This window comes from Aliiroseovarius sp. S1123, assembly GCF_023015885.1.
GTDB lineage: Bacteria > Pseudomonadota > Alphaproteobacteria > Rhodobacterales > Rhodobacteraceae > Aliiroseovarius.
In genome coordinates this window covers 87,959-112,848 of the sequence record NZ_JALKBE010000003.1, presented here as the reverse complement: position 1 = coordinate 112,848, position 24,890 = coordinate 87,959, and the positions used below count along the sequence as shown (strand labels likewise).

Genomic DNA, 24,890 nt, shown 5'->3' with positions numbered 1-24,890 from the left:
AAGCGTCGTTTCAGATGTTCAGGGGCTTGATCACGGCGATCGTGACGTTGTCCTGATCAGGGTGGGATTTGGCGCGAAGTGCCTGAACAAGGGCTACCGCCAAGTCACGGGCGGGGTGATCTTTGTAGGTGTTGGCAAGGGACTGGATCTGGTCGTTGTCCAGATATTGAAGCCCATCGCTTGCTGCCAAAATCACGTCTCCTTTGGCCAGTTCAACCGGCGCTTCGGGGCAGTCCAGCTTGGGCACGGGGGCGCCCATGATCACCGAAGTCAGCTGATTGCGGTCAGGATGGGTGCGGGCTTCTTCCTCGGACAGGGTGCCGTCCGAGACTTGCGCGTCGATCATCGGGGCCATCGAGTGGTCCTCGTTGATCTGCATCATGAAGCCGTTGCGGCACAGATACAGCGGCGAGTCCCCGACCGAAACCCAGTTCATATGCTTGCCGCGCAACAGCACGCCCAGCAGGGTCGAACCCATCCGCAGTTCCGAGTCGTTTTCTTCCAGATAGGCTGCCACGGCATCGTTGGTGCGCAGTGCGATCTGGGTCAGGTTTTCTGTCACCTGATCATCACCACACACGCCATTTTCCAACAGGTCATCAAGTTCGGTCTGCCACGTGGTCTTTACAAGCCCCGAGGCAACATCCCCGGCATCATGCCCACCCATGCCGTCTGCAATGACGACATAGCCGGAATCCAAGGCATCAAAGAAACGCGCAGCAATGGAATCTTCCTGAGCGTCACGTTTGCCCTGATCCGCCACGAGGGCGATATCATATGCCGGGTTGGCCAACATGCTTAGCTGTCCTGCCAGTCGAAGCCGTCGTCGCAGAACGACACAAACCGCAGGGTGGTGTCGCTGATGCGGATCATATCGCCATTTGTCAGGGGAACCGTGCTCAGAACCGGGCCGCCATTCAGACGGACCAGATTGGCCTTGCCGCCATGTCCCAAGTAACAGGTCCGATCTTCAGTGTTGTAAGCCACAACAGCGTGTCCGGCACGCGAAATGCCGTTGTCGCCAAAGTCCAGCTGAACCGCTTGATCATCGTTGCGGCCAATCTGAGCCAATCCTGCGATCAGCGTGAAGCTGGTGCCGCGACCCGGCCCCTGAGTGACGACCAGCCACCCTACTGGGAAGGTGTTCTGCTCAACCGCTTGCTTCGGCACAGGGGCAGCGTCCATGCTGTCCTGCACATGCGCGTCGGGACGTTCGAAGCCTAGGAACGTGGTTTTGACACGTTCGCTTCGATCGGTAGAGGGGGTAGGGGCTTCAGCTTGTACCGGTTCGGGCGCAATTTCGACCTGCGGGATCTCTGCGACTTCCGGCGTTTCCGTCAGTTCGATGCTTGGGGTCCGACCGGGCAGATCTTCAGCCAGAATCGTGTTCACAATTGCATCTGCGGCATCGTCCTCGGCCGGGGTGCTGTCCTCGACCATAGGGATATCCTGAGGAACATCTTCGACCACGAGCGGTGCGATGTCTTGGGCGCGGATCTCGTCGATCTGAATATCTTCCGCAATCAGCTCTTCTGCGGGGTCTTCGGCCTCGGACTCTGCTTCGGCGGCCAGATTGCCACCGGCCAAAACCTGACGAAGGGCGTTCAGATCGGCAATGGGCTCTTCCGTGGCTTCGTCGCGATCATCCTCGTGGGAATCGTCCTTGTTCGCGTGTTTAGCGCTACCTTCAAGCAGCCGGCTCAGCGGGCTTTTGTATTTGAACATGGCAACTTCACCTTTCACTCTCTTCGCCAAGGCAAAGGCCTTGGTTCATGACGTCTCATTCCAGTCGGGCAGGATGCCCAGACAGAGTTTGATGTGGATACTCGGTTACTTGCTAATTTCTGCGGCGGATCCAACACCCGCCCGAGCCGCATGGGCTCGCAGGAAACACTATCTGGCAGTCAGGTCATTGGTTGGTGTCAGGATCTCCCTGCAAGTTGCATGGTGACCTGAACCTCACCGCCTTCGCGCAAGACGGTCAGGCGTGCTTGGGACACGCCGTCAGCGACGAGGGTTTCAAGAATGCGATCAAAGCTTTCGATGGCGTTGATTTGCTGACCCGTCGTGTTTTCAGACAACAGGATGTCGCCGACGCGCAGACCGTCGGCATAGTCTGCGGGCAAGCGGGTGACGCTAACCGCCCAGTTGCCATTGTCTGCGTTATGTGCCGTCAAGGTTACGCCATTCTCAAGCCCAAAGAAACGGATCGCGGGCAATGCAAGCAGGCCGTTCAACGGACGTGTGCTGCTGTTGGCGCGATAGCGCGCGCCGACGCGGATATACCCGTCTGGATCGACCTTAACATCGTTCAGAATTTGGGTCACAAAGCTGGCGCCGTCAGTGACAGGTTCACCATTGATCGTGTAAATCACGGCGCCGCGGCTGACCCAGTTCCCGATGATTGACAAGTCCTGCTTCGGATCAACGCCGGTGATCGCAACAGCGCTGCCCGTGGACAGGCGGCGGGTGCTGGTGGCGAAAGGAATCTCGACGTCCCAGTGGCCAAAGGCGATCTGCTGCTCTAACAGATCCTCGGCTGCGACGGGGGCAGGTGCCGGGACCGTCTTAGGTGCCGCGGGAACAGAAGCCTCAGCGGTTTCGGCGCCAATGGCATCGGTCGCGCTGTCTTCCGCCGCTGCGGGTGATGCTTCAACTGCGGCAGCGGGTGCCGTATCAACAACGGGCTTGGCTTCTGGTTCGGGCGTCGGTGCAGGTGCGACCGGTGCCGGGGTAACAGCTGCTACCTCGACCGGGTCAGAGCCATCGGTTCCGTCGGATCCACTAAAGGCAAAGTATCCGCCAGCACCAAGCACGACCAGAGCGATCACACCGGCAATGGCCTTGCCGCCTCCGCCTGAGCTGTTTTTGACAACTGTGACCGACGGATCGCTTTTGGGTTGTGCCTGCGTCAGCCCTTCTGACTGCGCGGTTGTTGCGACATCATCGTTGCTAGACAGAAGCGCGGTAACGATTGCTTCGGCGTTTTCCGAGTCCGCTTTGCGGTCTTCCGGGCGTTCCAGCGCCACGATCACCGAGCTGGGTCGATAGCCAAATTCCTCGAACACAACGGCCGGGCCTCGGAACATCCGCAGCCATTCCAGTGCTGATTGCGGACGGTTAACGATGTGCACTTCCATCGCCTTGTCCAAGGCTTCCAGAAAGCCGTCAGGATAGCCGTCGAAGCGGCCAGACAGCGGTGTATAGGGATCTGTTTCGCCGGCGTTGAATGCCTCGAGGCGCGACTTGCCATCGATCGGGCGTTCGCCGCTGATGGCGTGATAGAGCGTGGCCGCCAAGACATACAGATCGCTTGTCGCGTCCTGATCGGCGCCGCGCGCATAGAATTCGTGCGGAGAATATCCGTCCTTGATCACCCGCAGCGTCAGCAGCGCCGCCGAGCGATTTGCCGCGCGTTCCCGCGCCGCGCCGAAGTCGATCAGAACCGGCTCGCCGTCTTCGTCGATCAGGATGTTGTCGGGCGAAATATCGCGATGCAGCATCCCGTTGTCATGGATGAACGAGATCGCCGACAGCATCTTCTCGGTGACTTTCACGATGAAGTCCGGTGTCACCGTGTTGCGTTTATCCTGAACATAATCAAGTAGATCACCGCCATTGATCAGATCCATGGCGATATAAGCAGTCTGGTTGTCTTCGAAGACCTGATGCACATTCACGATGTTCGGATGAACCAGACGCGCGTGGTTGCGGGCTTCTTGAATGAACAGCCCAATAATTGATCTTAGATCTTCTTCAAAAGCCGGGTCCGAGGCCTCGACATTGTTGCCGACGCGGCGGCACAAAGCACCTGGATAGCATTCTTTGATGACGACATTGCGGTTCAGGCTGTCGCGCGCCAGATAGGTGATGCCAAAACCGCCATTGTTCAGAAAGCGAATGATCTCATACTGGTCGCGCAGCAGTTTTTCACCCGGCTGCAACGCCGCAATCTGAGTGTTTTCGACTGTCTGCCCCGATGCCTGATTATGGCTCATTTGATCTTACCTGCGTCTCTTTTTTTCTGGCAGTGGGATTCCCCAACCGTCGGGTCAATTTATCAAGGTAAATTCAACCAGCGATGCCATCGAAGTTAGACTTAGGAATTGAGACCAAACTGTGGCGGCCACATGGCTTCGCTATGACTCGGGGCGACAAAATAGGCGATGTAACCTCTTTGTTGCTGAATCAAAGAAGATCGACGAGGCATCTGCTTCGTGACAGTCGTGGAATCCGTCCAGGGCCGAGACTTTCTTTGGGTTAATTGCGCGGCGAAGGATCAGGTGATTCCGCCAGAAGTTGACGCGATTCTGTGGATAACTCGTCGATATCAGCGCTTATGCATCTTCGCGTTGCGTTCCCGCCCAAGACAGGTTGTCGCTGAGCTGGGTCATGATGTTCAGGACCGTTTCAGCTGCATGCGGCGTGTCTTCGAATTGCATCAATGTCAGCAGGTCCGAGGCGTTCTCGAACTCACCCACGATCCATTCGGCCGAGGGGGTGATGCTTTGGCCGGGTTCAAGTTGTTCGGTGAAGTCGTCGACCAGTTCTTGGCAGCGCTGCAGCAGGTCTGTAACCTCTAGATCCGGGGTGTCGCGCAGGTCCGTAAGCAAGTCACGCAACGCAGCCTTCCAGTCGTCCAGCAGGGGGTTGTCCAGATCGAGCTCTTCGGGCTCCGGTTCGGAAGCAGCTGCCGCGTTCTCTGCTGCTGCGGCGGCCGCAGCAACAGCTGCCGCTGCTTCTTTCAGATCGGTTTCGGCGGGCTCTTCTGCGACACCCAGAGCTGCCAATGCGGGGGTCAGCTTCGTTTCAAGGTCGTTCTTGGCCGTCTCAAGATCCCGCGTTTTGCGAGTGGCTGCCAGACCCAGCACCTGCTGCGCCAGATCTTCTCCGCCACATTCGGACCACAGTTCGAAATCGGGTTCCGGCTCTTGCGCCATCGCCTGTACGGCGACGGGCGTACCGATGGGAACAACGGCCTGAAACATGCCGTCGCTGTCGCGTTCCAGATGGGGCATAAGTCGCGGCAAAGCTTCCTGCACCGCGGTCAGGTCTGTGTGGGTCACCGCAAGCAGGCTGTTTTCCTGAAGCTCTTTGGCGACATGTGACCACAGAAACCGCTCGGTTTCGCGCCAAGCGTTCGTGCCGTTGGTACACCAAATCGCGCAATCGACGAATTTCAGAAGTTCCAGTGTCTGCTTATAGCTTTCATCCAAAGCGCCTGATCCGGGAAGGTCGAACAGCACCAGCTCTTGCAGGGCTTCAGACGGCAACCCCACCGAAATAAAGTCGGGCGCGTACTCGGCCGCTTTTTCCAGATCGATCCCGGGAAAACTCTCAGAGGCCTTTTCCCACCAACCCACCGTGGTCTCGGGTTCGGGCGCGTATTGCACGATCACCAAGGGTAGCTTCAGGTGCTGCGGCCCCGTGGGCAGGATGTCGGTGCCGGCCAGCATATTGGCCAGACTGGACTTGCCCGCCCCAAACTCGCCCGCAAATCCGATGGTCACGGCGCTGGTCAACTGGTCGATGTGACCCCGTGCCAGCGTGCGCATGCCATCCAGCGGGGCCGAGCGTGGCGCAGCTTCGGTTTTAGAAAGAAACGCCTTCAGTTGACCAAGAACCGAATCTGTTTCTGGAAAGTTGATCACGTTACCGCCTCGAGTTGCTGTACAGGTTCGATACCCTCTTCGAACAACTCTTCCAACTCATTTGCAAGCCTCTTGGCGTTTTCCAATGCCGCATGTGCGTCCGGGCGAGAGGCAGGTTGGGTCTTGTCCAGCTCTTCGAAGCGGGTCGCCAGCACTGCCAGATGATGCTCGATCACCGTATTCAGACGTCCCGTCAGGTCGGATTGAAACTGGTTCACCAAGTCGGTTGCAATCGACTGAAACTCGCGTGTGATCATCTGTTCCGCGCGGGTCACGACGGATTGCTGCTTTAGCAGGCGTGCCAACCACGAGACGCGCAGTTCGACCGTGATGCCGCGGGTCAGAATGCTGGTGTCCGGGCGGTACCAACGCAGCGCGCTGGCATCCACATTCAGAGGGGTGTCCGTAGCGTCTGAGTCGCCTTCCGTAAGCGCAGCGTTGGACCGCATGTCCAAGGCAAACAGCTCGTTCAGCATTTTCTGGCGCTGGGCATGTGCCGCATCCAGCAGCCGGTCGCGCATCGCCTGCCGCAGGTCGCTAAAGTCCAGTTCAGTCGCGCTGCCGGTGGACAACAACGGCGACACGCCATCCTCGCCCTGTACCACGGTCGAGACCATGGACCGGACGATGTCATCAAGCTCTTGCCGCAGCGCGGCCATGTCATGCTGGACTCCACTGGCAAGGCTATCCTTGGTATTTATCACCATCTGGCTTAGCTGCGTGCGGATTTGGTCCTCGGTCTGGGCGAAATGGGCGTCCGCGGTATCGTCGTCGACGATCTTCAGGTGCACGCGGCGGCGCTCCAGCTCGCTATTGGCGAAGTTGCGCAGATGCTGCGCCGCGATGTGAATGCGTTCGCTGCGGGGGCCGATCGACATTTCGCGCATCACGTGGCTGCGCAGGTTAGGCAGGCCCGAGGCAATCATGGCGGCCAAGCGCAACGCGCTTTCGGCGGCGCCGTCCCGCTTGGTTTGTTTCAGTTGTTCAACGCCCTCAAGGAAACGCTGCATTTTCTGCGGATGGGCTTTCAGCCACGCCAAAATCTGGTCGTGGTCGATGCCGGTTAAGTCCCCGGTCAGCGCATAATGCGCCCACTGCGCGCTGCCCATGATCACCGTCATGCGGCTGCTGTCCAGCGCGCGCTCAAGCCCGGCATGCACGTCCGCGTGCACACTGGCGGCATCCTCGACGCCTCGGTTCAGCTCGTCCACCCGGTTCACGAAGACCACCATCTGCCCCAGCTCAAGCGCTTGCATTAGACGAAGCAGCTTCAGATCCGCTTGTGACAGCGCCTGATGTGCCGACAGAACCACGACGAAGAAGTCGGAATTGCGCAGATACTGGTGCGAGATCTCTTCCCGGATCAATAGCGGGTCATTGATGCCCGGCGTATCGGTCACGGTCAGGGGGAACGCGAAATGGCCCTGCTTGAAAAAGACCTCGGCCTTGCGGGTGAGGTCGCTGTAATAGGGGGCTTCGTCATCGCGCTGCGTCGGCTCATCCTCGGGATCGGCGCCGGCACTGACATAGCGCGCCAGATCGTCTTGCGTCAGGTCCTCAAGGTCATGGGATGTCCCCAGCAGCTCCTCATAGCGGGCACCAAGCCGCGCCTTCGCCCGACTTTTCATCGCTTCGATCTGCTCTTCGATGATCTGGCGCTTGTAGTTGTCTTCGCCATCTGGCAGCAGATCACGAATTTCGTCCCCTTCGGACAAAAGTGCCTGCCATTGGGCATTGTCAAAGAAATGGAAGATTCCGCCGTTGGTGCGTCCGGACGGATGCCCGAAATGCATATCGGTCACAACGGTGGTCCAAGGGTTTACATCCGAGGGCAAGAAGTTCGCTTGCCCGGTAAAGCCATTGATCAGGCGCGATTTTCCCGCCTTAATCTGGCCAACAAAGGCGACGCCGGGCTTCAACGATTTCAGGTCCGCCAGAATGCGCGCAATGAACGGCTTGGCTTCATCGCTAGCCGTTTGTGACATCTGTTCGGCGATCCGAAGCAGTTCCTGTCGGCGTCCCTCGTCCATTATTGTTTTCCAACTCGTTATTCAAAGCAAACTGCAGACCCAAATCCCAACGTGAGAAGCGGGCGTTTCATAGTATTCAGCTAAAATTCTCGTTCGAAGTCAATGATTTCCACAATTGTACGGCCGAACCCAACCTACGCGTGTGGTGGGCGGTCATAGTTGTCGCATCCGCGTCGCGACAGATGGTCAAACTGGGCATATCCTGATCCTGAGCGCGCAGGATAATCAGCTGTGGGCCCGCATCTTTTTCATCGTGGTCAGCGTCCCAGGCTGACAGGTCGTCCATCAGCTGCTGAACAGCGTCTAAATTCTGCGACAGAATACCGTCCGGACCGGCAACGGTAGAGTCTGTGTGACGGATCAGGATCCGCTGATCGCTGACCCGCGTTGCGCTTTGGTAAAACCGAGCGGCAATGCCATCGCCAAACTCGTCGTCGGCCGGTGTTTCTGTGGTCGGTTCTGAAGATGGTGCTGGCGCGGCGATCTTTGTGACAGGAATGTCGATGTCTGGTTCGACAGCTTCCGGACCCGAGGGTTCGGACGGCGCCGGAGGCGGGCTGGTGGGTTCAAGCGTATTCAGGGCTGCGTCAATCGCAGAAACCGGCAAACCCGTTGCGACAATGTCCGCACCCTCTTCGGTCGGAGCGCTGAGCATCCGTACCCCAGAACCAGAGCAAACCGTGTTCAGGATCTGGGCAATATTCAGGGCGGTGGCTTCAGGCGGGGTTGCCTGTACCCCGTCCATCAGGGCCTCAGTCATGGCGGCCACGCGGCCATTGTTGACTGCCAGTTTTATCGCGTCGTCCTGATCATTGCTGATCTGAACAATACGCGGCAAAAACGTTGTCCGCACGACCTCAAGCGCTGCTTTGCTGCGGGTCTCGGCCGTATCTTGGGTCAGTTGCACGCTTTGTTCACGCCGCGCCTTTGCGTCGTCCACAATGCGTTCAAGCCGGTCAAGGACATCTGATTGGATTACAGTCATTTCTGTCTACACCGCAGCCGAGATCAGTTTCATATTCGCCGCGGACTTGGCCAGAGCCAGCCCAACATTTGTGCTGTCATCCGAGACATAGCAAATCAGGTGATCCGGCTGATCTGGACGTCTGAGCAGCAGATACAGGCGCTTGCCCGAGCAGATTGCGATCTCGCCAAAGCCTGCGCCTTGGGTGCCGCCGCCGGACAAAAGCTGTTCGACAGCGTTCACGCCGCGGCCCAGGATCAGGTTGGCGATCGAGGTAGACATGGCCTCGAGCGCGGCAATGCTGTCGTCATCACGCCCCTGAACGCCCAGAAGGAACCCCGTTTGCATGTCGACATATCCGGCCGCAACGCAGTTCGGGACGGTTTGCATGCCCGCTGAAAGCGCATCGTCCAGGGACAATGTTACGTCAGCCAAAGTGTTGGTATGTATCATCTGTATTAAAGCACGTGCCAGACAGTATCGCTGTCAGATGCCGTGTCGCTGAGAGATTGCAAGGCGCCTTCGGACTGCTGCGCATGGTGTTCGCGGGCGCGGTCGTCGAAAAGCTTCAGGAAGGTTACGAATTCCTCGTGCAATGCAGCCGGGTCGTCAACATCGCCAAGGGTCGACAGGTGTTCGGCCCACGCTTCCGATGCGCTTAGCGGTTGAGTTTCCGGGATGCTGAAGACAGATTGGCTCGAGGCCAAGGCGATCGTCTCGGCGGTAAGCGCCTCGTCGGCATCTTCTGCCTGATCTTCATAGTCCTGCCCCCGGTCGGAAACCAGATCGGTGATCGACGCGATTAGCTGTTCGGAATCATCCTCTTCAATGTCCTGAGCGGGCTCTTCGGTCTCATCGATCGCCACATCGTCTTGGGCGTCAAGCGGTTCGGCCTCATCCCATTCAGTCGCGGTCTCGTCATCGAAGTCGTCTCGCTGTTCAGGAAGCGCATCTACCAGAGTCAAAGTTTCCGGCGTGTCGTCCTCGGTAACCGCATCCGTCTGTGCGGGCTCCTCGACATGGAAGACGGATTTCAGCTCGCGCATATCCTGTTCTTCATGCGCGTCTGCTTGCACCTTCGCGCGCAGCTTTTCGGCTTCGTCTGCATCAATGCGCTGCCGGGTCTCGGATGTGTCGCCGGCCTGAACACCGCGACGCGGGCGGGCAGGGCGAATGCGCACGACGTTGCCTGCATCGCCGAGTGCTGGCTCGGCATCATCTGCGACCGACATGACGGGCGGGCTCCAGATGCGGGTCGAGGTCTCCTCGCCCAAATGAAGCGCATCTGTGCTCATCTCTTCGCTGGAGCCGTCTTTCTGATAGCGTGCCAGCATCTCGGCGCGTGCGGCCATGATGTCGGCGGTGATGGTCAGGAAGTTGTCCACCAGCTTGCCGCCACCGCTTCCGGCCCACAGATGTGCATGCTCTTCGTGCTCACGCGCAATGATCGCATCGCGGGCCGAGATCATGATCGTGCGGCGGAACATCTCGCCCGTTTCACGGTTGATACGGCGCAGCACCTTGGCTTGATCGGTCTCGTTCAACGCATCGGCGCGCGTCACCAGCAGAAGCGAGTTCTGGCGCAGACGGTCGGGCAACGAGGCCCAGGTCGCGCGTTCGGTTTCGCGCCACGCCTGTGTCGAGTGGGTACACCACAACACGCCGTTGGCCTGCCCCACCGCGCGTCGCCAGACGTCTTCAGAGATCTTCGGGTCCGAGATGCCGGGCGTGTCGATCAGGTCCACAGCCTCAAGAATCTCGGCTTCCAGATAGACCCGCACGAAATGCGCGCCTTGAACGCCAACTTCGCCAATCTCGCTCAACTCGATCGGTTCGCGGCTGCCATCCAAGTTCTGCACATAGGACTGCTTGTTGCCCCACGAGAACCAGATGGGCGGCAATTGCGTCGCCGTGACCTGCGTGGGCAGGGTTTCCTTTTTCAGAAGGAAGTTCAAAAGCGTCGATTTGCCGGCGCTGAACTCGCCCATCAGGGCGAAGACCGGCTTACGGTGTGACCAGCGCTTCAGGCGCTTCCATTGTTCTGCTGTGACAATACGCTGGGGGATATGATCTTTCATTGTATCAGGCCGCCTCGGTGCCAAGATCCTTCAGGATGTCTCCCAAAAGTTCGTCTGGGGATTTCGCAGGCTGAAGGCCAGCCGCTTTCAAGGCTTCCTCGTCCATTTGCGCCTGAGCCGTCTGTGAAATTCCCAGAAGTGTTTCCTGCTGCTCTACCATGAACTCTGCCAGCGACGCGCGGGCGTTTTCCAACACAGCTGCGATCTGGTGTTCTTCAATGTCCTTGGTAATCGAGCTGGCTTCGGATGCCACAAGCCGGGTGTAATCCGCGGCGTACGAGGCCGCACCCCGACGACGCTGCCACCAGCGGCGCCACCATGTGCTTTGCAGATCCAGCGCGATGGTGCGTCCGATTGCAAGGGGGGGCGGGACGTTGGGCACGATCGGCGGTTCGATCGAGAACTCGCCAAGGTGCTGCCCCAGCATGTTGCGGTACACGGCCTCGACGTCATGTGCGGCCGAGGCATAGAGCGCGCCGACCTCTTTGCGCATGGCGCGGGCAAAGTTGAAATAGGCGGATTTCTGAAGCGCACGGAACCCGGCCGGGTCGTATTGCCACGTGCCGTCTTCGCCGTGCTGTTCAAGATGCTCAAGCAGCGATTCAGTAGCACGCTTGATGAAGTTTTCTTCGGTGCGAGCCAGACGCTGCATCACCTTGTCCCGCAGCGATGCGGTCAGGTCAGCCACGCGATTCTCGTATTCGGATGCGACGGTGCGGATGGCGTCTTCGGGCGTTTTGCCGTCCATATCATAGACCATCGTGCCCGTGTCGGTCAGCGTCTTGGCGACCGAGGTTGCACGGATCTGGCTGGCCATGTTGCGGGCGCGGTTACGCACCTTGTTGCACAGGCGCGCGCCTGCGCCCTCGGCGATGCGTTCGTTGATCGACAGAAGCAGATCCGGCAGACCGGACAGGGCCCAGATCTGTTCAAGCGTCACGCTGCCACTGTCAAACCCGGCGGCCGCATAAAGCTTGTTCAAGGACGATGCTGCGTGATCGGTCAGAACGTCAGAATCTCCGGTCAGGGCGGCTTCAGCCCAGAGCGCGCTGCCAAAGATCACGCCCGCATCGGCGTTGATGCTGCTTTGCTTCAGCATCTCGGTCACGCGGTCGCGGATTTCCGGAACTTCGCGGACCGGGTCGTGCAGCTCGTCGATACGGTTGATGAACAGGATGATCTGGCGGTTCTCAAACTGCGAGATCATGCGCATCAGCGCCAGATCCATCGTGGTCAAAGCCTGGCTGGCGGCCATCACAACCACGCAGACCTCGGACCCGCGCAGGCTGCGCAGGGTGATCTGCTCGCGGACCATGAACGTATCGTTCACACCCGGCGTGTCGCTCAGATTGATCGCCATCGGGTATTGCGGGATGTCCAAATACAGTTCGGCTGTTTTGGTCACATCGGCAAAGCGTCCGCTATCGGCGCTGATATCCGGGTCATCTTCGTCGCCCATGCAGACATAGCGCTGCACCAGATCGTCGTCGAAATAGTCATACGAGTGGCTTTGACCCATGATCAGGTCGAAATGCTTGCCCAACCGCTCTTCCGAGCGGGCCTTCATATCTTCAACCTGCTTCCGAATGTCGTCCATTTCGTCATCGGCACCAGCACGGTGGGCCAGTTCACCCAGACGTCCGCCACCGGCGGTCAGGTTCTGCCATTCATCGTGATCGAAGAAGGTAAACTTTGCTTTCGTGTCGCCCGGCGTCCGGGTGTTCACGTGCAGGGTCGTCGCGACCGAGGTCCACGGGTTGACGTCCGACGGCAGCAGCCCGGGGCGTCCTGCCATGATGTTCACAAGCGACGACTTGCCCGCCTTCACCTGACCCACAAAGGTCACGTTGGCGGTGAATTCGTCCATCCGCGATTTCAGTTTGGCCAGTCGGGCCGAACTGCGTGCGTCTGCGATCGCTGTGAGCTGGTCAATAGTCGCGTTCAACCCGCCAAACGCATCGTTCAGCGGGTCCAAAGCTTCATTGCCTGTTGCCAGGAGATGTATGTTTCGCGCCATGGCTTAACCCTCGGTACCGTTTAAGACGTTCCTCTGACCAGTTTCCGTTTGCAGTTGTCCGGCGGGCAGGGCCGACGGTGCGTCGATCAGCTCTACCAGATTGATGACATCAAGGATCAGCTGCATTTCTGGCAGATCCTGACGGACGGGCCCGTCCGGTATGTCCGCAAAGACTTGAATGGTCTGAAATCGCTCGCCGCCTTCGTATTTGGCGACCTGTTCGCCCTTCGGAAAGCCATCCGCTTTGTTGGCAGGAAGTGCCATCTTGGGATTGGCGAGCATATAATGGTCTCCGCGCTTGGTAACAAGCGAGACGCCAAATCCGACCTGAGGGTACTCTGCGCTGATATACTTCAACCTATCGCTGAGACCTTTGCGCATGACAAAGGCTGCGTTTGCCTGAATATCAACAACATTAGACGAAGCGTGCACTGTATGGTCCTCGGCGTTAGGTAGAGTGGGGTACCGGACAGACCTCGGGAAACAAGAGGTCGAGAACTCATAAATACACCTCAACGAGTGTGACCCAGAACGGGGCGTAATTGAGACACAATTGAGGGTTGTTTAAGTCCCAATTGGGGCGCAATTATGGCGAACGGAAAATGCTTTTGTTTCCACCGTTAAGGGATCGTGTGAAGGTGTGTGTAAGCGTTGAGAATTTTCAGTATTGGTGCTGCATGGGCCAATATTTTCAGGAAACATAAGCAATTAAGGCGTTTCTTGGTGCAGATTTCCCTTTCCGCACCGATTCGCGCGTAGCTGGTTTTGGGTCTTCGAGCGTAAGATCTCGTTATACGGTAATGCCACAGTGCGGCTTTGATGAAATCACCCATAAATATGAATGTTTATTTGCGCGCATTCTGTCCAAAAAAATGGTCTGAACATTGTGCAGAATCAGCTGCGACTGATGGCGTTCAACCGCGTGCGATTGGTTGTGCGCTCAATCAACCTTGCGATGAAAAAAATACGTCCATTTGATCTGCGACAAATTGCGCTTACGCGCAGTCAGCTAGTTAACAGGCGAATCCATCACTTGAGGCTCTCACATGACCAAATTGTATTCTGCACTGGCAGCGTTGCTTCTCTTCCCCGGTTTGGCGGGTGCAGAAGGCGATCCGGCCAAGGGCGAAAAAATGTACAATCGCTGCTCGGCGTGCCACGCCATCATCAGCCCGGAAGGCGAGGTGCTGGTCAAAGGTGGCATCACCGGGCCGAACCTGTATGGCGTTGTTGGCCGTTTGGCCGGGACGGAAGGCGATTATCGTAACGGAAGTGAACGGCTTCCGGTTGGGATGTTCACCGACGATATGATCCGTGCGGGCGAAGAGGGCTTGGTCTGGACCATCGAAAATCTGGTTGAATACACGCAAGACCCGATCGGGTTCATTCAGACATTCTTGAACGACCCCAAAGCGCGCCCGAACATGGGTGTGAAGCTGCGCAAGGGCGCCGAGGATATCGTCGCCTACGTCGCGACGTACTCGGACGCGCCAGCGGAATAATGTCCGGGCAGGGTGTCGCCCTGCCTACGGACCCCAAGAACAACAAAAGGCCCCGCGAGGGGCCTTTGTCATTGGTCGGGCTGAGAGGATTCGAACCTCCGACCCCCTGCTCCCGAAGCAGGTGCGCTACCAGGCTGCGCTACAGCCCGACCGTGGCGCGTGAATTATACCTCGTTGGGCTGATTTGCAAGCGCGTTTTCCACACGGAAAGTCCTTATCGCGGCTTCTTGTGAACTTATGTCGATTGGGCCAGACTGAAGTGAAACAAAAAGGGGTAAGCCCTTGCAGGTCTACTATGCCATTGGCGGTGTCGGAATGTTCCTGGTCGGGATGGAAATCCTGACCAACGCGCTGCGTGATGCTGCAGGATCGAATTTGCGCCGGATGCTGGCGCGCTTCACCACAACACCCCTGCGCGGCGTTCTGACCGGGGCTTTGGGTACAGCGGTTATCCAATCCTCTAGCGCCACAACCGTGCTGACCGTGGGCTTTGTAGGCGCCGGGCTTCTGACGATGGTGCAGGCGCTGGGGATTATCTATGGCGCCAATATCGGGACGACGGCGACGGGTTGGCTGGTGTCGCTGGTCGGGTTCAAACTGGATCTGGATATCGCCGCCATGGCGCTGCTTCTGCCCGCAAGCCTTCTGGACCTGCTGGGCAAAGGTATGTGGAAGCGGATCGGGCGCGGGCTTGCCGGGCTGTGTCTGCTGATCATCGGGCTTGAGATGATGCAGACGGGCCTTGGCGGCTTCAAGGATTCGGTCACCCCGGACATCCTACCCGGCAGCGGCATCGGAGGGCTGTTGTTCCTGGTCGGCATAGGGCTGGTCATGACCATCGTTATGCAATCGTCCAGCGCGGCAATGGCACTTGCGCTGGTGCTGCTTCAAGGCGGCGCGATCGAGCTGGTTCAGGCCGCGGCCCTTGTGATTGGCATGAACATCGGGACCACCTTCACGGCCATTCTGGCCTCGGTCGGGGGATCGTTGCCGATGCGGCAAACGGCGATTGCCAACCTGATCTTCAACTGCGTGACGGCTGGGTTCGCCTTCCCTTTGCTTCTGCTGTTCCTTCCGATGCTGAACGGTTTGGCGCAGAGCTTTGACAACCTCACCGCGCTTTTGGTGTTCCACACCGGGTTCAACTTGATCGGCGCGGCGGCGTTTTTGCCCATAACGCCCAAGTTCGCGGCGATGGTCGCCCGACTGGTGCCCGAGAAAGCGGAAGACAAGCTGATCTCGTTGGATCGTAGTCTATTGAAAGACACGGACGCGGCGCTGATTGCGGCGCAGGGTGCAAGTGAGAAGATCGCAAAGCGGTTGTTTGGCGCTTTGGGTCAGGCGATGAACACCCCTCCGGACTATCGCGGTATCTCGGCTCTGGCCCCATTTCAGGGCGCACTCGAGGAACTGTCCGAGTTTCTGTCGCATATCCATCAGGAACGGGACAGTCGCGTCGAAGAGGACACCTATTCCGCGCTGTTGCACCAGACAGACCACATGTCACGCCTGATCAACCGCGCCAGCAAGACCACCCATGTGAACGAGCTGCTAGACGACCACGTTCTGCGCCGCCCCACCTTGGCGCTTGGGGCCACGTTGCGGCGCTTTACCGAAGCCGATTTCGACCCGCGCGAGGCCGCACGCCTGACCCGTCTGCATGACATCGTCAAGCATCGTAAAAACAAGCACCGTCGCGGGCTTTTGCTGGGCGAACATGCGGGGATTTATGATCTGCAGGAGGTGTTTGCGCATACGGATGCGATGCGCTGGCTGGACAGAAGTCTGCACCATGCCGAACGTGTCGCCCATTATCAGGCCATCGCGCGGCGGGGATTCCCCTCGGCCCCGGAAAAGGCCGAAGGGAAAGAGATTTAGAGGCTGGCGTCCAGCGCGGCGATAACGGCATCGCCCATTTCGCTGGTCGAAACCGGGGTCTTGCCTTCTTCGTTCAGCAGGTCACCGGTGCGTACACCGTCGGCCAGAACCTTCTCAACCGCTGCTTCCAGACGGGTTGCTTCTTCACCCATGTCAAAGCTGTAACGCAGGGCCATCGCGAAGCTGAGGATACAGGCGCAGGGGTTGGCCTTGCCTTCGCCGGCAATGTCCGGGGCCGAGCCGTGGACGGGCTCGTACATGGCTTTCGGGCGACCGTTCTCCATCGGAGCGCCCAGCGAGGCCGAGGGCAGCATGCCCAGCGAGCCGGTCAGCATGGCAGCGCAATCCGACAGGATGTCGCCGAACAGGTTGTCGGTATAGATCACGTCAAACTGCTTGGGGGCGCGGACCAGCTGCATGGCGCCGTTGTCGGCATACATGTGGCTTAGCTCGACCTCGGGATAGTCTTTCGACACCTCGGTCACAACGTCGCGCCACAGGATACCCGATTCCATCACGTTGGCTTTTTCCATCGAGCACAGACGCTTGTCGCGCTTCATCGCCAGTTCGAAAGCCGCACGCGCGCCGCGTTCGATCTCGGCTTCGGTGTAACGCTGGGTGTTCACGCCCACGCGCTGACCGTCGACTTCGGAAATGCCGCGCGGCTCGCCGAAATACACGCCCGAGGTCAGCTCGCGCACGATCATGATGTCCAGACCCGACACGATGTTCTTTTTCAGGGACGAGAAGTCGGCCAGCGCGTCAAAGCACTGCGCGGGGCGCAGGTTGGCGAACAGGTCCATTTCCTTGCGCAGGCGCAGAAGGCCGCGCTCGGGCTTCACCGAGAAGTCCAGATCGTCGTACTGCGGACCACCTACGGCGCCCAGAAGAACAGCGTCGACTTCCTGTGCCTTCGCCATGGTTTCGTCGGCCAGCGGCACGCCGTGTTTGTCATAGGCGGCACCGCCCACCAGATCCTCGCTGACATCAAACGTCACGCCGCGTTTCGCGCCGATCCAGTCGATCACCTTGCGCACTTCGGCCATCACTTCCTGACCAATGCCGTCGCCGGGCAGAATAAGCAGAGAGGGGTTCGTCATGGGGGCATTCCTTGCACTGAATTCGTCGCAGACGGGCCTAGCCTGCCCGGCACGCAGGGTCAAGAAAACAACGGCTCAAAACGCAATATCGACCCAGACAAGCCGGTGACGGGACGCGGTTTCGACCGTTTGCGCAAACGGATTGTCGGGCAGGGGCCAGATGACGCCGCTGTCCATGATGCGCAGTCGGGCGTCGGGCAGGACATAGCTGACCCGCAGGTTGCCCGGTTTCTGGTCCGGCCAGTCGGCGGTATCCAGCGCCGGGTCGGCGCGATGGTCTGTGTCTGCGGCGGCTGCTCCCCCGGCGCTTTGCGGATGGAGGTCTTGGAGCTGCGGGTGCTGTAGAAGCGTTTCGATTGCGTCGTGCCGACCGTCCCCATCCAGCGGGTCCAGATTGGCATTTCCGGCAATCACCACGGGGGCGTCGGGGGGCGGGAAGGGTAGAACGCCGTCCAGATACTTGGCCCAGAAGGTGACCTCGTCATGGTTTCGGCGGCCATTGCGATCTTCAGGGCCATCGAACACCGGCGTGTTGGCGTGGAAGGTGAGCAGGTGGAACGGGCGCGCGTTTTCGGGCCGCATCTCGACATCCCAATGCGCCACGCTGCTCAGGCGCTGGACCGTCAGCGCCGCGGGTGTGGGGAAGGGTGCCTCGTCCGGGCCGGGCAGAAGTGCGCCGGGAAGGTCTTTCCACAGAAGGTCCGAGAAATCGCGCACATCCCCAATCGGCACGCGTGACAGCACTGCCATCCCGCCTTCGCCGGTGTAGCGGCCATAGCTTTGCATGTCTTCGGGTTCGGCCAGCCGCCCGTCGCCATCCAGATCAAACCCGGTTTCGATCCCGGTATTGGGCGCGGCGGCGAAACTGTGCGGCAACTGATGGTCCACGGATTTCAATACGTCCTGAAACGCGGCAAGCGCGTGGCCTTGTAAATCGTAGTCAAACCCCTGAAGCACCAGGACGTCCGGCTTGGCATGGGCAATCACCTGCGCCAATGCCACGATCTGCGGATCGTCTTTCAGGATGTCCCGCAAGAGCAGACCCGGCCCCTTTTTGCGAATGTCGGCGTGATAGGTCGCGATGCGCAACACCTCGGCCAGAGCAGTGCAGGGAACAAGCGCCAGCCACAACGCCAGAAGGGATCGTTTCATGCGGTGACAGGCTGTCCGTTGCGGGCCGGAGACCCGTTCTTTTCGCGCACCGCGCTGATCATGATGGCAACACGCTGCATCGCGATTCCGCGCATGAACAGGCTGGCGGGCAGGAAGGCCCACGCGGCAACGGTCCAAATGATCGTCTGGGTTTCGATCGTCTCGAACGTGTCAAACAGGGCTGCGGTTTCGACGACGATCATCGGGGTTAGGAACGGCAGCAAGAACCCAAGCGCAATGTTCCAGCGCGCGTCCCGCTTCAGACGGCGCACGATGTCGCCGCTGCGGGTCGGGCTGAACGTAGGCAGATTGACCCACAGGTTGAAGGTCTCTTGCCGGAAAAAGGGCCAGTTGGTCAGGCGCAGCGCGATCAGGAAAACCGCGACCGACAGAAGCGAGATCAGATAGCTCATCCCGGCAAAGGCGCGCAGTTGGACCAAATCCTTGAACGGGGCGTCTGCAGGCAGGATCGAGACCACCGCATGCACAGGGCTATAGGGGAAATCAATCGCCTGTCCGATCAGAATGCCAATCGAGGTCAGAAACTCGACCGCGATCGACGGGTCGGTTTGCGAGCGGGCAATGATCGACAGGCAGAGGATCGAGGCAAACAGCGACAGGAACCGGATACGGTTAAAGGGTGGGGCGTTCCGAAACTCGACAATGCTGGGATAGGTTGTTGCATATTCGAATGTTGTCAGTGCGGCGGCGGCAAGCGCCAGAATAGCCACGACTTGCCCACCCTCGGTGCTAACTCCTGGAACCAGGACCGAAGGTGTTGCGACCAACATCACCATAAGACCAGCGCGCAAGATGGCGCCGAACAATCGTCTAACCATGCCTCTTCCTCCGCTATACGGACGGTGCGGTTCGTGCCGCATCCTTGTTCCGCTGCTTGTCCCCTCGCCAGGGTCAAACCAGGGTGGTTTCATTCAGATTGCGCGGGAAATGCAGGGGGCCGCAAGGCCTTGCGAACAATCCGAAGGAGATTTGCCCCAAAAACGCCACAAATGATGCCGGAATGCACCAAACAGGCATATAAAAAGGGGCAATCCATTGGATCGCCCCTTACTTCTAGTTGTTTTTGAGCGGTCAGACCCAGGGACGGGCCGCCGATGCCTTGGCTTCGAAAGCGTCGATCGAGGCTTTCTTTTCCATGGTCAGACCGATGTCATCGAGACCTTCCAGCAGGCAGTGCTTCTTGAACGCATCGACTTCGAAAGCAATAGTTTCACCGTCCGACGTGGTGATTTCCTGCGCTTCCAGATCCACGGTCATACGGGCGTTGGCGCCTTTTTCCGCGTCGGCCATCAGCACATCAACTTGTTCCTGCGGCAGGACGATCGGCAGAATGCCGTTCTTGAAGCAGTTGTTAAAGAAGATGTCCGCGAAGCTGGTCGACACGACGCATTTGATGCCAAAATCTGCAATCGCCCACGGGGCGTGTTCACGCGACGAGCCACAGCCGAAGTTGTCACCGGCGATCAGGATCTGGGTGTCGCGGTATTGCGGCTTGTTCAGCACGAAATCTTCGATTTCGGTGCCGTCGCGGTTATAGCGCATCTCGTCAAACAGGTTCTTGCCAAAGCCCGTGCGGGCGATCGACTTCAGGAACACTTTCGGGATGATCATATCCGTGTCGATGTTCACCAGCGGCATAGGGGCCGCGATACCTTGGAGTTTTTCAAACTTTTCCATATTGCGGTCCTCTTAGATCAGTTCACGAACGTCGGTCAGCTTACCGGTCAGGGCAGCTGCGGCGGCCATGGCGGGCGACACCAGGTGGGTGCGGCCTTTATAGCCCTGACGACCTTCGAAGTTGCGGTTCGAAGTCGAGGCGCAGCGCTCGTTCTCGGACAGCTGGTCGGGGTTCATCGCCAGACACATGGAACAACCCGCCAGACGCCATTCAAAACCGGCCTCTTCAAAGATCTCGGCCAGGCCTTCTTCTTCCGCCTGAGCGCGGACCAGACCCGAACCGGGGACGATCATGGCGCGCATGCCGTCCTTGATCTTCTTGCCCTTCACGATCTCGGCCACAGCGCGCATGTCTTCGATACGGCCGTTGGTGCAGGACCCGATGAATACGGTGTCGATCTCGATATCCGAGAGCTTCTGGCCGGGGGTCAGGCCCATGTACTCGATCGAGCGGCGGGCCGCTTCGACCTTGCCGCCTTCGAAATCCTCGGGGCTGGGGACCACACCGGAAATCGGCAGAACGTCCTCGGGCGAGGTGCCCCAGGTTACAACCGGCTCGATCTCTTCGCCTTTCAGCGTGACAACCTTGTCGAAATGCGCGCCTTCGTCGGTGAACAGCGTTTTCCAGTACTCCAAAGCCTGCTCGAACTGGCCACCTTTCGGGGCGTGCGGGCGGCCTTTGACGTATTCAAAGGTGGTTTCGTCCGGGGCAATCAGGCCAGCGCGGGCGCCGCCTTCGATGGCCATGTTACAGACGGTCATACGGCCTTCCATCGACAGATCACGGATCGCTTCACCGCAGTATTCGATGACATAGCCGGTGCCGCCGCCGGTGCCGGTCTCGCCGATCACGGCCAGCGTGATGTCCTTGGCGGTCACGCCCGGCTTCAGCTTGCCGGTGATCTCGACCTTCATGTTCTTGGACTTCTTCTGGATCAGCGTTTGCGTCGCCAGAACGTGCTCAACTTCCGAGGTGCCGATGCCGTGGGCCAGCGCGCCGAACGCACCGTGGGTCGCGGTGTGGCTGTCGCCGCACACAACGGTCATGCCGGGCAGGGTCCAGCCCTGTTCCGGGCCAACGATGTGCACGATGCCCTGACGGACGTCGGATACCGGATAGTAGTGTACGCCGAATTCCTTGGCGTTCTTGTCCAGTGCAGCCACCTGAATGCGGCTTTCCTCGGTCATCTGCGACGGGTCTTCACGGCCCGCGGTGGTCGGAACGTTGTGGTCCGGCACGGCGATGGTTTTGTCCGGTGCGTGTACCTTGCGGCCGGTCATGCGCAGGCCTTCGAACGCCTGCGGGCTGGTGACTTCGTGCACCAGGTGGCGGTCGATATACAGCAGGCAGGTGCCGTCTTCAGCTTCGTGGGCTACGTGGGCATCCCAGATTTTATCATAGAGTGTCTTCGGGGCGGTCATGTCGCTCTCCGTGGATGGTCAAAGGTGTGAAATGTGACAGGGATCATCGGCCCGAATACAGGCGATGAGCAGCCACCCGTGCGGGTGGCAGCAACTTATAGTCGGGCGAGCACAGCGTTCTGGGCGCCGAAGAAGCGCCACGGCAAGAACGCGTGGTCATCCATGTCAAAAATCCGAGTCATGCTGGTCAGATAACCGTTCCCGTCCTTCAGGGCAAGGGCAGAGGCTCTGGACCTTCCGCATTGGACCATGCCATGCTGCCAAAAAAGGAGGGGGAATGGAGCAGGATCCCGCAGCAGAAGTCAAACCGGAGGTGCCCGCAGAACCGGCGGGTCCGTCCTTGACCGAACAGCTTTGGTCGCTGTGGGAGGACGGTGGCGACTTTGTGATCAGCCTTGGCCAGACATGGCGCCTGTATCAGGTTCTGATCATGCTGGGGTTGGCGGCGACCGCGTATATCCTTTCCCGGCTTTTGATTCCCAAGGTCGAAACGTGGCTGCGCACCCGTGAGGGGTGGTCCAAACGCAAGTTGCGCTTTGCCATCCACCTGCGCAATCGCATCGCGATGATGGCTTATATCGTGCTGTCATGGGGCACCGTGTCCGTGATGCGCGAGGCCACATGGCCGTCCCGCAGCTATTTGATTGCGCTCGTAGCCACGATAGTCACGGCGTGGCTGCTGGTCGGCCTTGCCGCATTTGCCATTGAGAACCGCCCACTGCGCCGCACGGCCATGTGGGGGATGTGGATCTACGTGACGCTGTATTTCCTTGGCATCACCGAGGAAACCGCCAGCGTTCTGGATAACCTCGCGCTCGAGGTCGGGGATTTCCGCATCTCGATTTGGACCACTCTGCGTGTGGCGGTCATTCTTGGCATCCTGTTTGCGTTGGCGCGGGTGCTCAGTCGCGGGTCTGCCGCGCGCATTCAGGAAAATGACGACATCTCGCCCTCGATGAAGGTGCTGGCGGTCAAGTTCCTGCAGATGGGGCTTTACGGTGCCGCGTTCTTTATCGCGCTGAAAGCGGTGGGAGTGGACCTGACCGGGCTTGCCTTCCTGTCTGGTGCCATCGGTCTGGGTCTTGGCTTCGGTTTGCAAAAGGTCGTGTCGAATCTTGTGTCCGGGGTGATCATCCTTCTGGACAAGTCGATCAAGCCCGGCGACGTGATCAGTCTTGGCGATACGTTCGGCTGGATTGAACAGCTGGGTGCGCGCTATGTGTCCGTGGTCACACGCGATGGGCGAGAGTATCTGATCCCGAACGAAGACCTGATCACCGGGCAGGTGGTGAACTGGTCCCACACCAATGCTTTTGTGCGCTTGGACATTTTCTTTGGCACTGCCTATGGCGACGATCCCCATCAAGTCCGCAAAATCGCGATCGATGCCGCCCGCAGCGTGGATCGCGTGCTCAGCTTCCGGCCTCCGGTCTGTCATATCGTCGGCTTCGGGGACAGCTCGGTCGATTACATCCTGCGGTTCTGGATCGACGATCCGTCCGGCGGGCTGACCAATATTCGCGGCAATGTCTATCTGGCGCTTTGGGATGCGTTCCAGGAACATGGCATCTCGATCCCATTCCCGCAGCGCGAGGTGCGGATGCTGGAAGATTTAGGCCCCAAAATCGACCCGTGACCTGTTTACACACCCTTCACGCTTGCTTGAAACACTGTGGATTGAGCTTATCTGTTCGCGGTGATACGATTCTCACATGCCCAGCACCGGGGCGGAACGGTGTGTAATGTTAGGAGGACAATGTCCTGTCTTTGCAAACAGAGGCTGCATCAGGCGCAGCCGCAGGGGATCCCGAAATGACGGCTAACCCCGGAAATACCGCCAGCGAGCAGATGCTGGCCCTTGTCCTGAAGTCCCTTGAAGATGACAAAGCCGAAGACGTTGTGGTGATCAACCTCAGCGGCAAATCGCAGATGGCCGACAACATGGTCGTTTGCTCTGGCCGTTCGACACGTCAGGTGGGTGCCATTTCTGAAAAGCTGGCTGATAAGCTGAAGCAGGAAATGGGCGTCTTCTCGAAGGTCGAAGGAAAGGGTCAGGGCGACTGGGTGCTGATCGATGGGGGCGATGTGATCGTCCACGTGTTCCGCCCGGAAGTGCGCGAGTTCTATCAGCTTGAAAAGATGTGGATGGAACCCGGCGCAGCAGACGCCAAAAACTGATCTGGGGGCGATAAGATGCGTGTGCATGTCTGCGCGGTCGGACGGCTGCGCAAATCGCCCGAACTTGAGCTGATCAACGACTACGCCACCCGGTTCGACCGGACCGGGCGGGCGCTGGGCCTTGGTCCGCTCTCTCTGCATGAAGTCGAAGACAAGAAGGGCGGCGGCATGTCTGCCGAGGCGCCCTTGTTGGAACGTGCCATTCCCAAAGGTGCGCTGATCTGCACGATGGATGAGCGCGGCAAGGTCATGTCCTCGCCTGATTTTGCCAACCTACTTGGCCGCTGGCGCGATGCGGGGCGCGGAGACGTCGCCTTTGTTATCGGCGGTGCGGACGGCATCGACCCGTCGCTGCGCGCCAAGGCCGACGCCAGCCTGTCCTTCGGCAAAATGGTCTGGCCCCACATGCTGGTCCGCGTGATGCTGTCCGAACAGCTCTATCGTGCGGCGAGCATTTTGGCAGGCAGCCCGTATCACAGGGTCTAGAGGCGATTTCCCGTCCGGTCGGCAGACCGGACTGCGCCGACCCGCCCCCATGGGGCGGCGCAAATGCGCCACCCCGCGGGTCTATGCAGCCCTATGTGAATTTCCTCTACCGTCGCCCCAATCACCTTCCAGTGATCCCGCACCCGCGCCCTTGAACCTTCGCGCATGACCCCGCACCTTCCCCACAAAGAAGGACCGCGCCCATGCCCCGTTTGCCTGAAAGACCCGACCACGATTTTGACGCCCAAACCCGCGCCGCCTTTGACCGGATGGCCGCCTATGGCGCGTTCGAAAACTGGTCACGAATTGCCGCCCATCACCCGCCGGTTCTGGATCAGGTGGGCGCCATGTTGAGCGCGCTGCGCGATGGCTCGACCTTGCCCACGCGCCTGTCCGAACTGGCGATGGTCACCGTGTCCAAGATCAATGCCTGCGACTATTGCACCACGAACCACGGCCCCAAGCTGCAAGTTACGGGCCTGAGCGCCGAGGGGATCGACCGTCTGCCCGACGTCGAAAACCACCCTGAGCTGACCGAGCTTGAACGCGATGTGGTCCGCTACGCCGAAGCCGTCACCACCCGCGCCGGAAAGATGAGGGACGCCGAGGTCGACGCCCTTTGCGCCAATCTGTCTGAGGCCCAGATTGTCGAGCTGACATGGCGCATCGCCCTGACCGGCGCGTTCAATCGCTTCAATGATGCGCTGCAGATCGTGCCCGAGTAGCGTGGGGGC

Annotated in this window: 21 protein-coding genes and 1 tRNA gene; 6 read left to right on the top strand and 16 right to left on the bottom strand. The window is 59.2% G+C overall.

Annotated features, from left to right (window positions below; genetic code table 11):
* Window positions 1-10 precede the first annotated feature (10 nt).
* The 10 genes from MWU53_RS07345 to MWU53_RS07300 all read right to left on the bottom strand — a co-directional run bounded on the left by MWU53_RS07345 (window position 11) and on the right by MWU53_RS07300 (window position 13,172).
* A complete protein-coding gene (locus tag MWU53_RS07345; RefSeq protein ID WP_247091979.1) occupies window positions 11-796 on the bottom strand; it encodes a protein phosphatase 2C domain-containing protein in 786 nt (261 codons plus the stop codon).
* A 2-nt stretch (window positions 797-798) separates the two neighbouring features.
* Window positions 799-1,725, bottom strand: coding sequence for an FHA domain-containing protein (locus tag MWU53_RS07340; protein ID WP_247091977.1), 927 nt, complete (start codon window positions 1,723-1,725; stop codon window positions 799-801).
* A gap of 197 nt (window positions 1,726-1,922) precedes the next feature.
* Window positions 1,923-3,998 (bottom strand): protein kinase, encoded by a 2,076-nt coding sequence (locus MWU53_RS15935; RefSeq protein ID WP_281501329.1) that lies wholly within the window; start codon window positions 3,996-3,998, stop codon window positions 1,923-1,925.
* Between the two features lie 339 nt (window positions 3,999-4,337).
* Window positions 4,338-5,651: a dynamin family protein gene (locus tag MWU53_RS07330; RefSeq protein ID WP_247091975.1), complete on the bottom strand. Its 1,314-nt coding sequence runs from the start codon at window positions 5,649-5,651 to the stop codon at window positions 4,338-4,340.
* Window positions 5,648-7,681: a dynamin family protein gene (locus MWU53_RS07325; RefSeq protein WP_247091974.1), complete on the bottom strand. Its 2,034-nt coding sequence runs from the start codon at window positions 7,679-7,681 to the stop codon at window positions 5,648-5,650. Before MWU53_RS07325 ends, MWU53_RS07330 begins: the two co-directional genes overlap by 4 nt.
* A gap of 76 nt (window positions 7,682-7,757) precedes the next feature.
* Window positions 7,758-8,666 carry a hypothetical protein gene (locus tag MWU53_RS07320; RefSeq protein ID WP_247091973.1) on the bottom strand — a complete coding sequence of 303 codons (909 nt, stop codon included), beginning with the start codon at window positions 8,664-8,666 and terminating at the stop codon, window positions 7,758-7,760.
* A gap of 6 nt (window positions 8,667-8,672) precedes the next feature.
* Complete coding sequence (locus MWU53_RS07315; RefSeq protein WP_247091972.1) at window positions 8,673-9,098, bottom strand: hypothetical protein; 426 nt, start codon at window positions 9,096-9,098, stop codon at window positions 8,673-8,675.
* Between the two features lie 5 nt (window positions 9,099-9,103).
* Complete coding sequence (locus tag MWU53_RS07310) at window positions 9,104-10,723, bottom strand: dynamin family protein (RefSeq protein WP_247091971.1); 1,620 nt, start codon at window positions 10,721-10,723, stop codon at window positions 9,104-9,106.
* A gap of 4 nt (window positions 10,724-10,727) precedes the next feature.
* A complete protein-coding gene (locus tag MWU53_RS07305; RefSeq protein WP_247091970.1) occupies window positions 10,728-12,740 on the bottom strand; it encodes a dynamin family protein in 2,013 nt (670 codons plus the stop codon).
* Between the two features lie 3 nt (window positions 12,741-12,743).
* Complete coding sequence (locus MWU53_RS07300) at window positions 12,744-13,172, bottom strand: hypothetical protein (protein ID WP_247091968.1); 429 nt, start codon at window positions 13,170-13,172, stop codon at window positions 12,744-12,746.
* Window positions 13,173-13,786: 614 nt separating this feature from the next.
* On the opposite strand from MWU53_RS07300, the gene MWU53_RS07295 reads away from it, so the two are divergent.
* Window positions 13,787-14,242 carry a cytochrome C gene (locus tag MWU53_RS07295; protein ID WP_247091966.1) on the top strand — a complete coding sequence of 152 codons (456 nt, stop codon included), beginning with the start codon at window positions 13,787-13,789 and terminating at the stop codon, window positions 14,240-14,242.
* Window positions 14,243-14,314: 72 nt separating this feature from the next.
* Here the strand turns inward: MWU53_RS07295 and MWU53_RS07290 are convergent.
* Window positions 14,315-14,391: transfer RNA gene (locus tag MWU53_RS07290), tRNA-Pro, on the bottom strand.
* A 133-nt stretch (window positions 14,392-14,524) separates the two neighbouring features.
* On the opposite strand from MWU53_RS07290, the gene MWU53_RS07285 reads away from it, so the two are divergent.
* Window positions 14,525-16,120 (top strand): Na/Pi symporter, encoded by a 1,596-nt coding sequence (locus MWU53_RS07285; RefSeq protein ID WP_247091964.1) that lies wholly within the window; start codon window positions 14,525-14,527, stop codon window positions 16,118-16,120.
* Here MWU53_RS07285 and leuB read toward each other — a convergent pair.
* The 5 genes from leuB to leuC all read right to left on the bottom strand — a co-directional run bounded on the left by leuB (window position 16,117) and on the right by leuC (window position 21,492).
* A complete protein-coding gene (gene leuB / locus MWU53_RS07280) occupies window positions 16,117-17,220 on the bottom strand; it encodes a 3-isopropylmalate dehydrogenase (protein ID WP_163039661.1) in 1,104 nt (367 codons plus the stop codon). The genes MWU53_RS07285 and leuB overlap by 4 nt on opposite strands.
* A gap of 75 nt (window positions 17,221-17,295) precedes the next feature.
* Entirely contained in the window at window positions 17,296-18,372 is a 1,077-nt protein-coding gene (locus MWU53_RS07275) for an endonuclease/exonuclease/phosphatase family protein (RefSeq protein ID WP_247091962.1), read from the bottom strand.
* On the bottom strand, window positions 18,369-19,211 hold the full coding sequence (locus MWU53_RS07270; protein WP_247091960.1) for a hypothetical protein: 843 nt from the start codon (window positions 19,209-19,211) through the stop codon (window positions 18,369-18,371). Before MWU53_RS07270 ends, MWU53_RS07275 begins: the two co-directional genes overlap by 4 nt.
* 253 nt (window positions 19,212-19,464) lie before the next feature.
* Window positions 19,465-20,070, bottom strand: coding sequence for a 3-isopropylmalate dehydratase small subunit (leuD, locus tag MWU53_RS07265; RefSeq protein WP_247091959.1), 606 nt, complete (start codon window positions 20,068-20,070; stop codon window positions 19,465-19,467).
* Window positions 20,071-20,082: 12 nt separating this feature from the next.
* Window positions 20,083-21,492, bottom strand: a complete 1,410-nt coding sequence (gene leuC / locus MWU53_RS07260; RefSeq protein WP_247091957.1) for a 3-isopropylmalate dehydratase large subunit — start codon at window positions 21,490-21,492, stop codon at window positions 20,083-20,085.
* 430 nt (window positions 21,493-21,922) lie between these two features.
* Between leuC and MWU53_RS07255 the strand changes: the two genes are divergently transcribed.
* The 4 genes from MWU53_RS07255 to MWU53_RS07240 all read left to right on the top strand — a co-directional run bounded on the left by MWU53_RS07255 (window position 21,923) and on the right by MWU53_RS07240 (window position 24,881).
* Entirely contained in the window at window positions 21,923-23,128 is a 1,206-nt protein-coding gene (locus tag MWU53_RS07255; protein ID WP_247092519.1) for a mechanosensitive ion channel domain-containing protein, read from the top strand.
* A 176-nt stretch (window positions 23,129-23,304) separates the two neighbouring features.
* A complete protein-coding gene (gene rsfS, locus MWU53_RS07250; RefSeq protein WP_247091955.1) occupies window positions 23,305-23,670 on the top strand; it encodes a ribosome silencing factor in 366 nt (121 codons plus the stop codon).
* Window positions 23,671-23,685: 15 nt separating this feature from the next.
* On the top strand, window positions 23,686-24,156 hold the full coding sequence (rlmH, locus tag MWU53_RS07245; protein WP_247091953.1) for a 23S rRNA (pseudouridine(1915)-N(3))-methyltransferase RlmH: 471 nt from the start codon (window positions 23,686-23,688) through the stop codon (window positions 24,154-24,156).
* Between the two features lie 203 nt (window positions 24,157-24,359).
* Entirely contained in the window at window positions 24,360-24,881 is a 522-nt protein-coding gene (locus MWU53_RS07240; RefSeq protein ID WP_247091952.1) for a carboxymuconolactone decarboxylase family protein, read from the top strand.
* Window positions 24,882-24,890 lie beyond the last annotated feature (9 nt).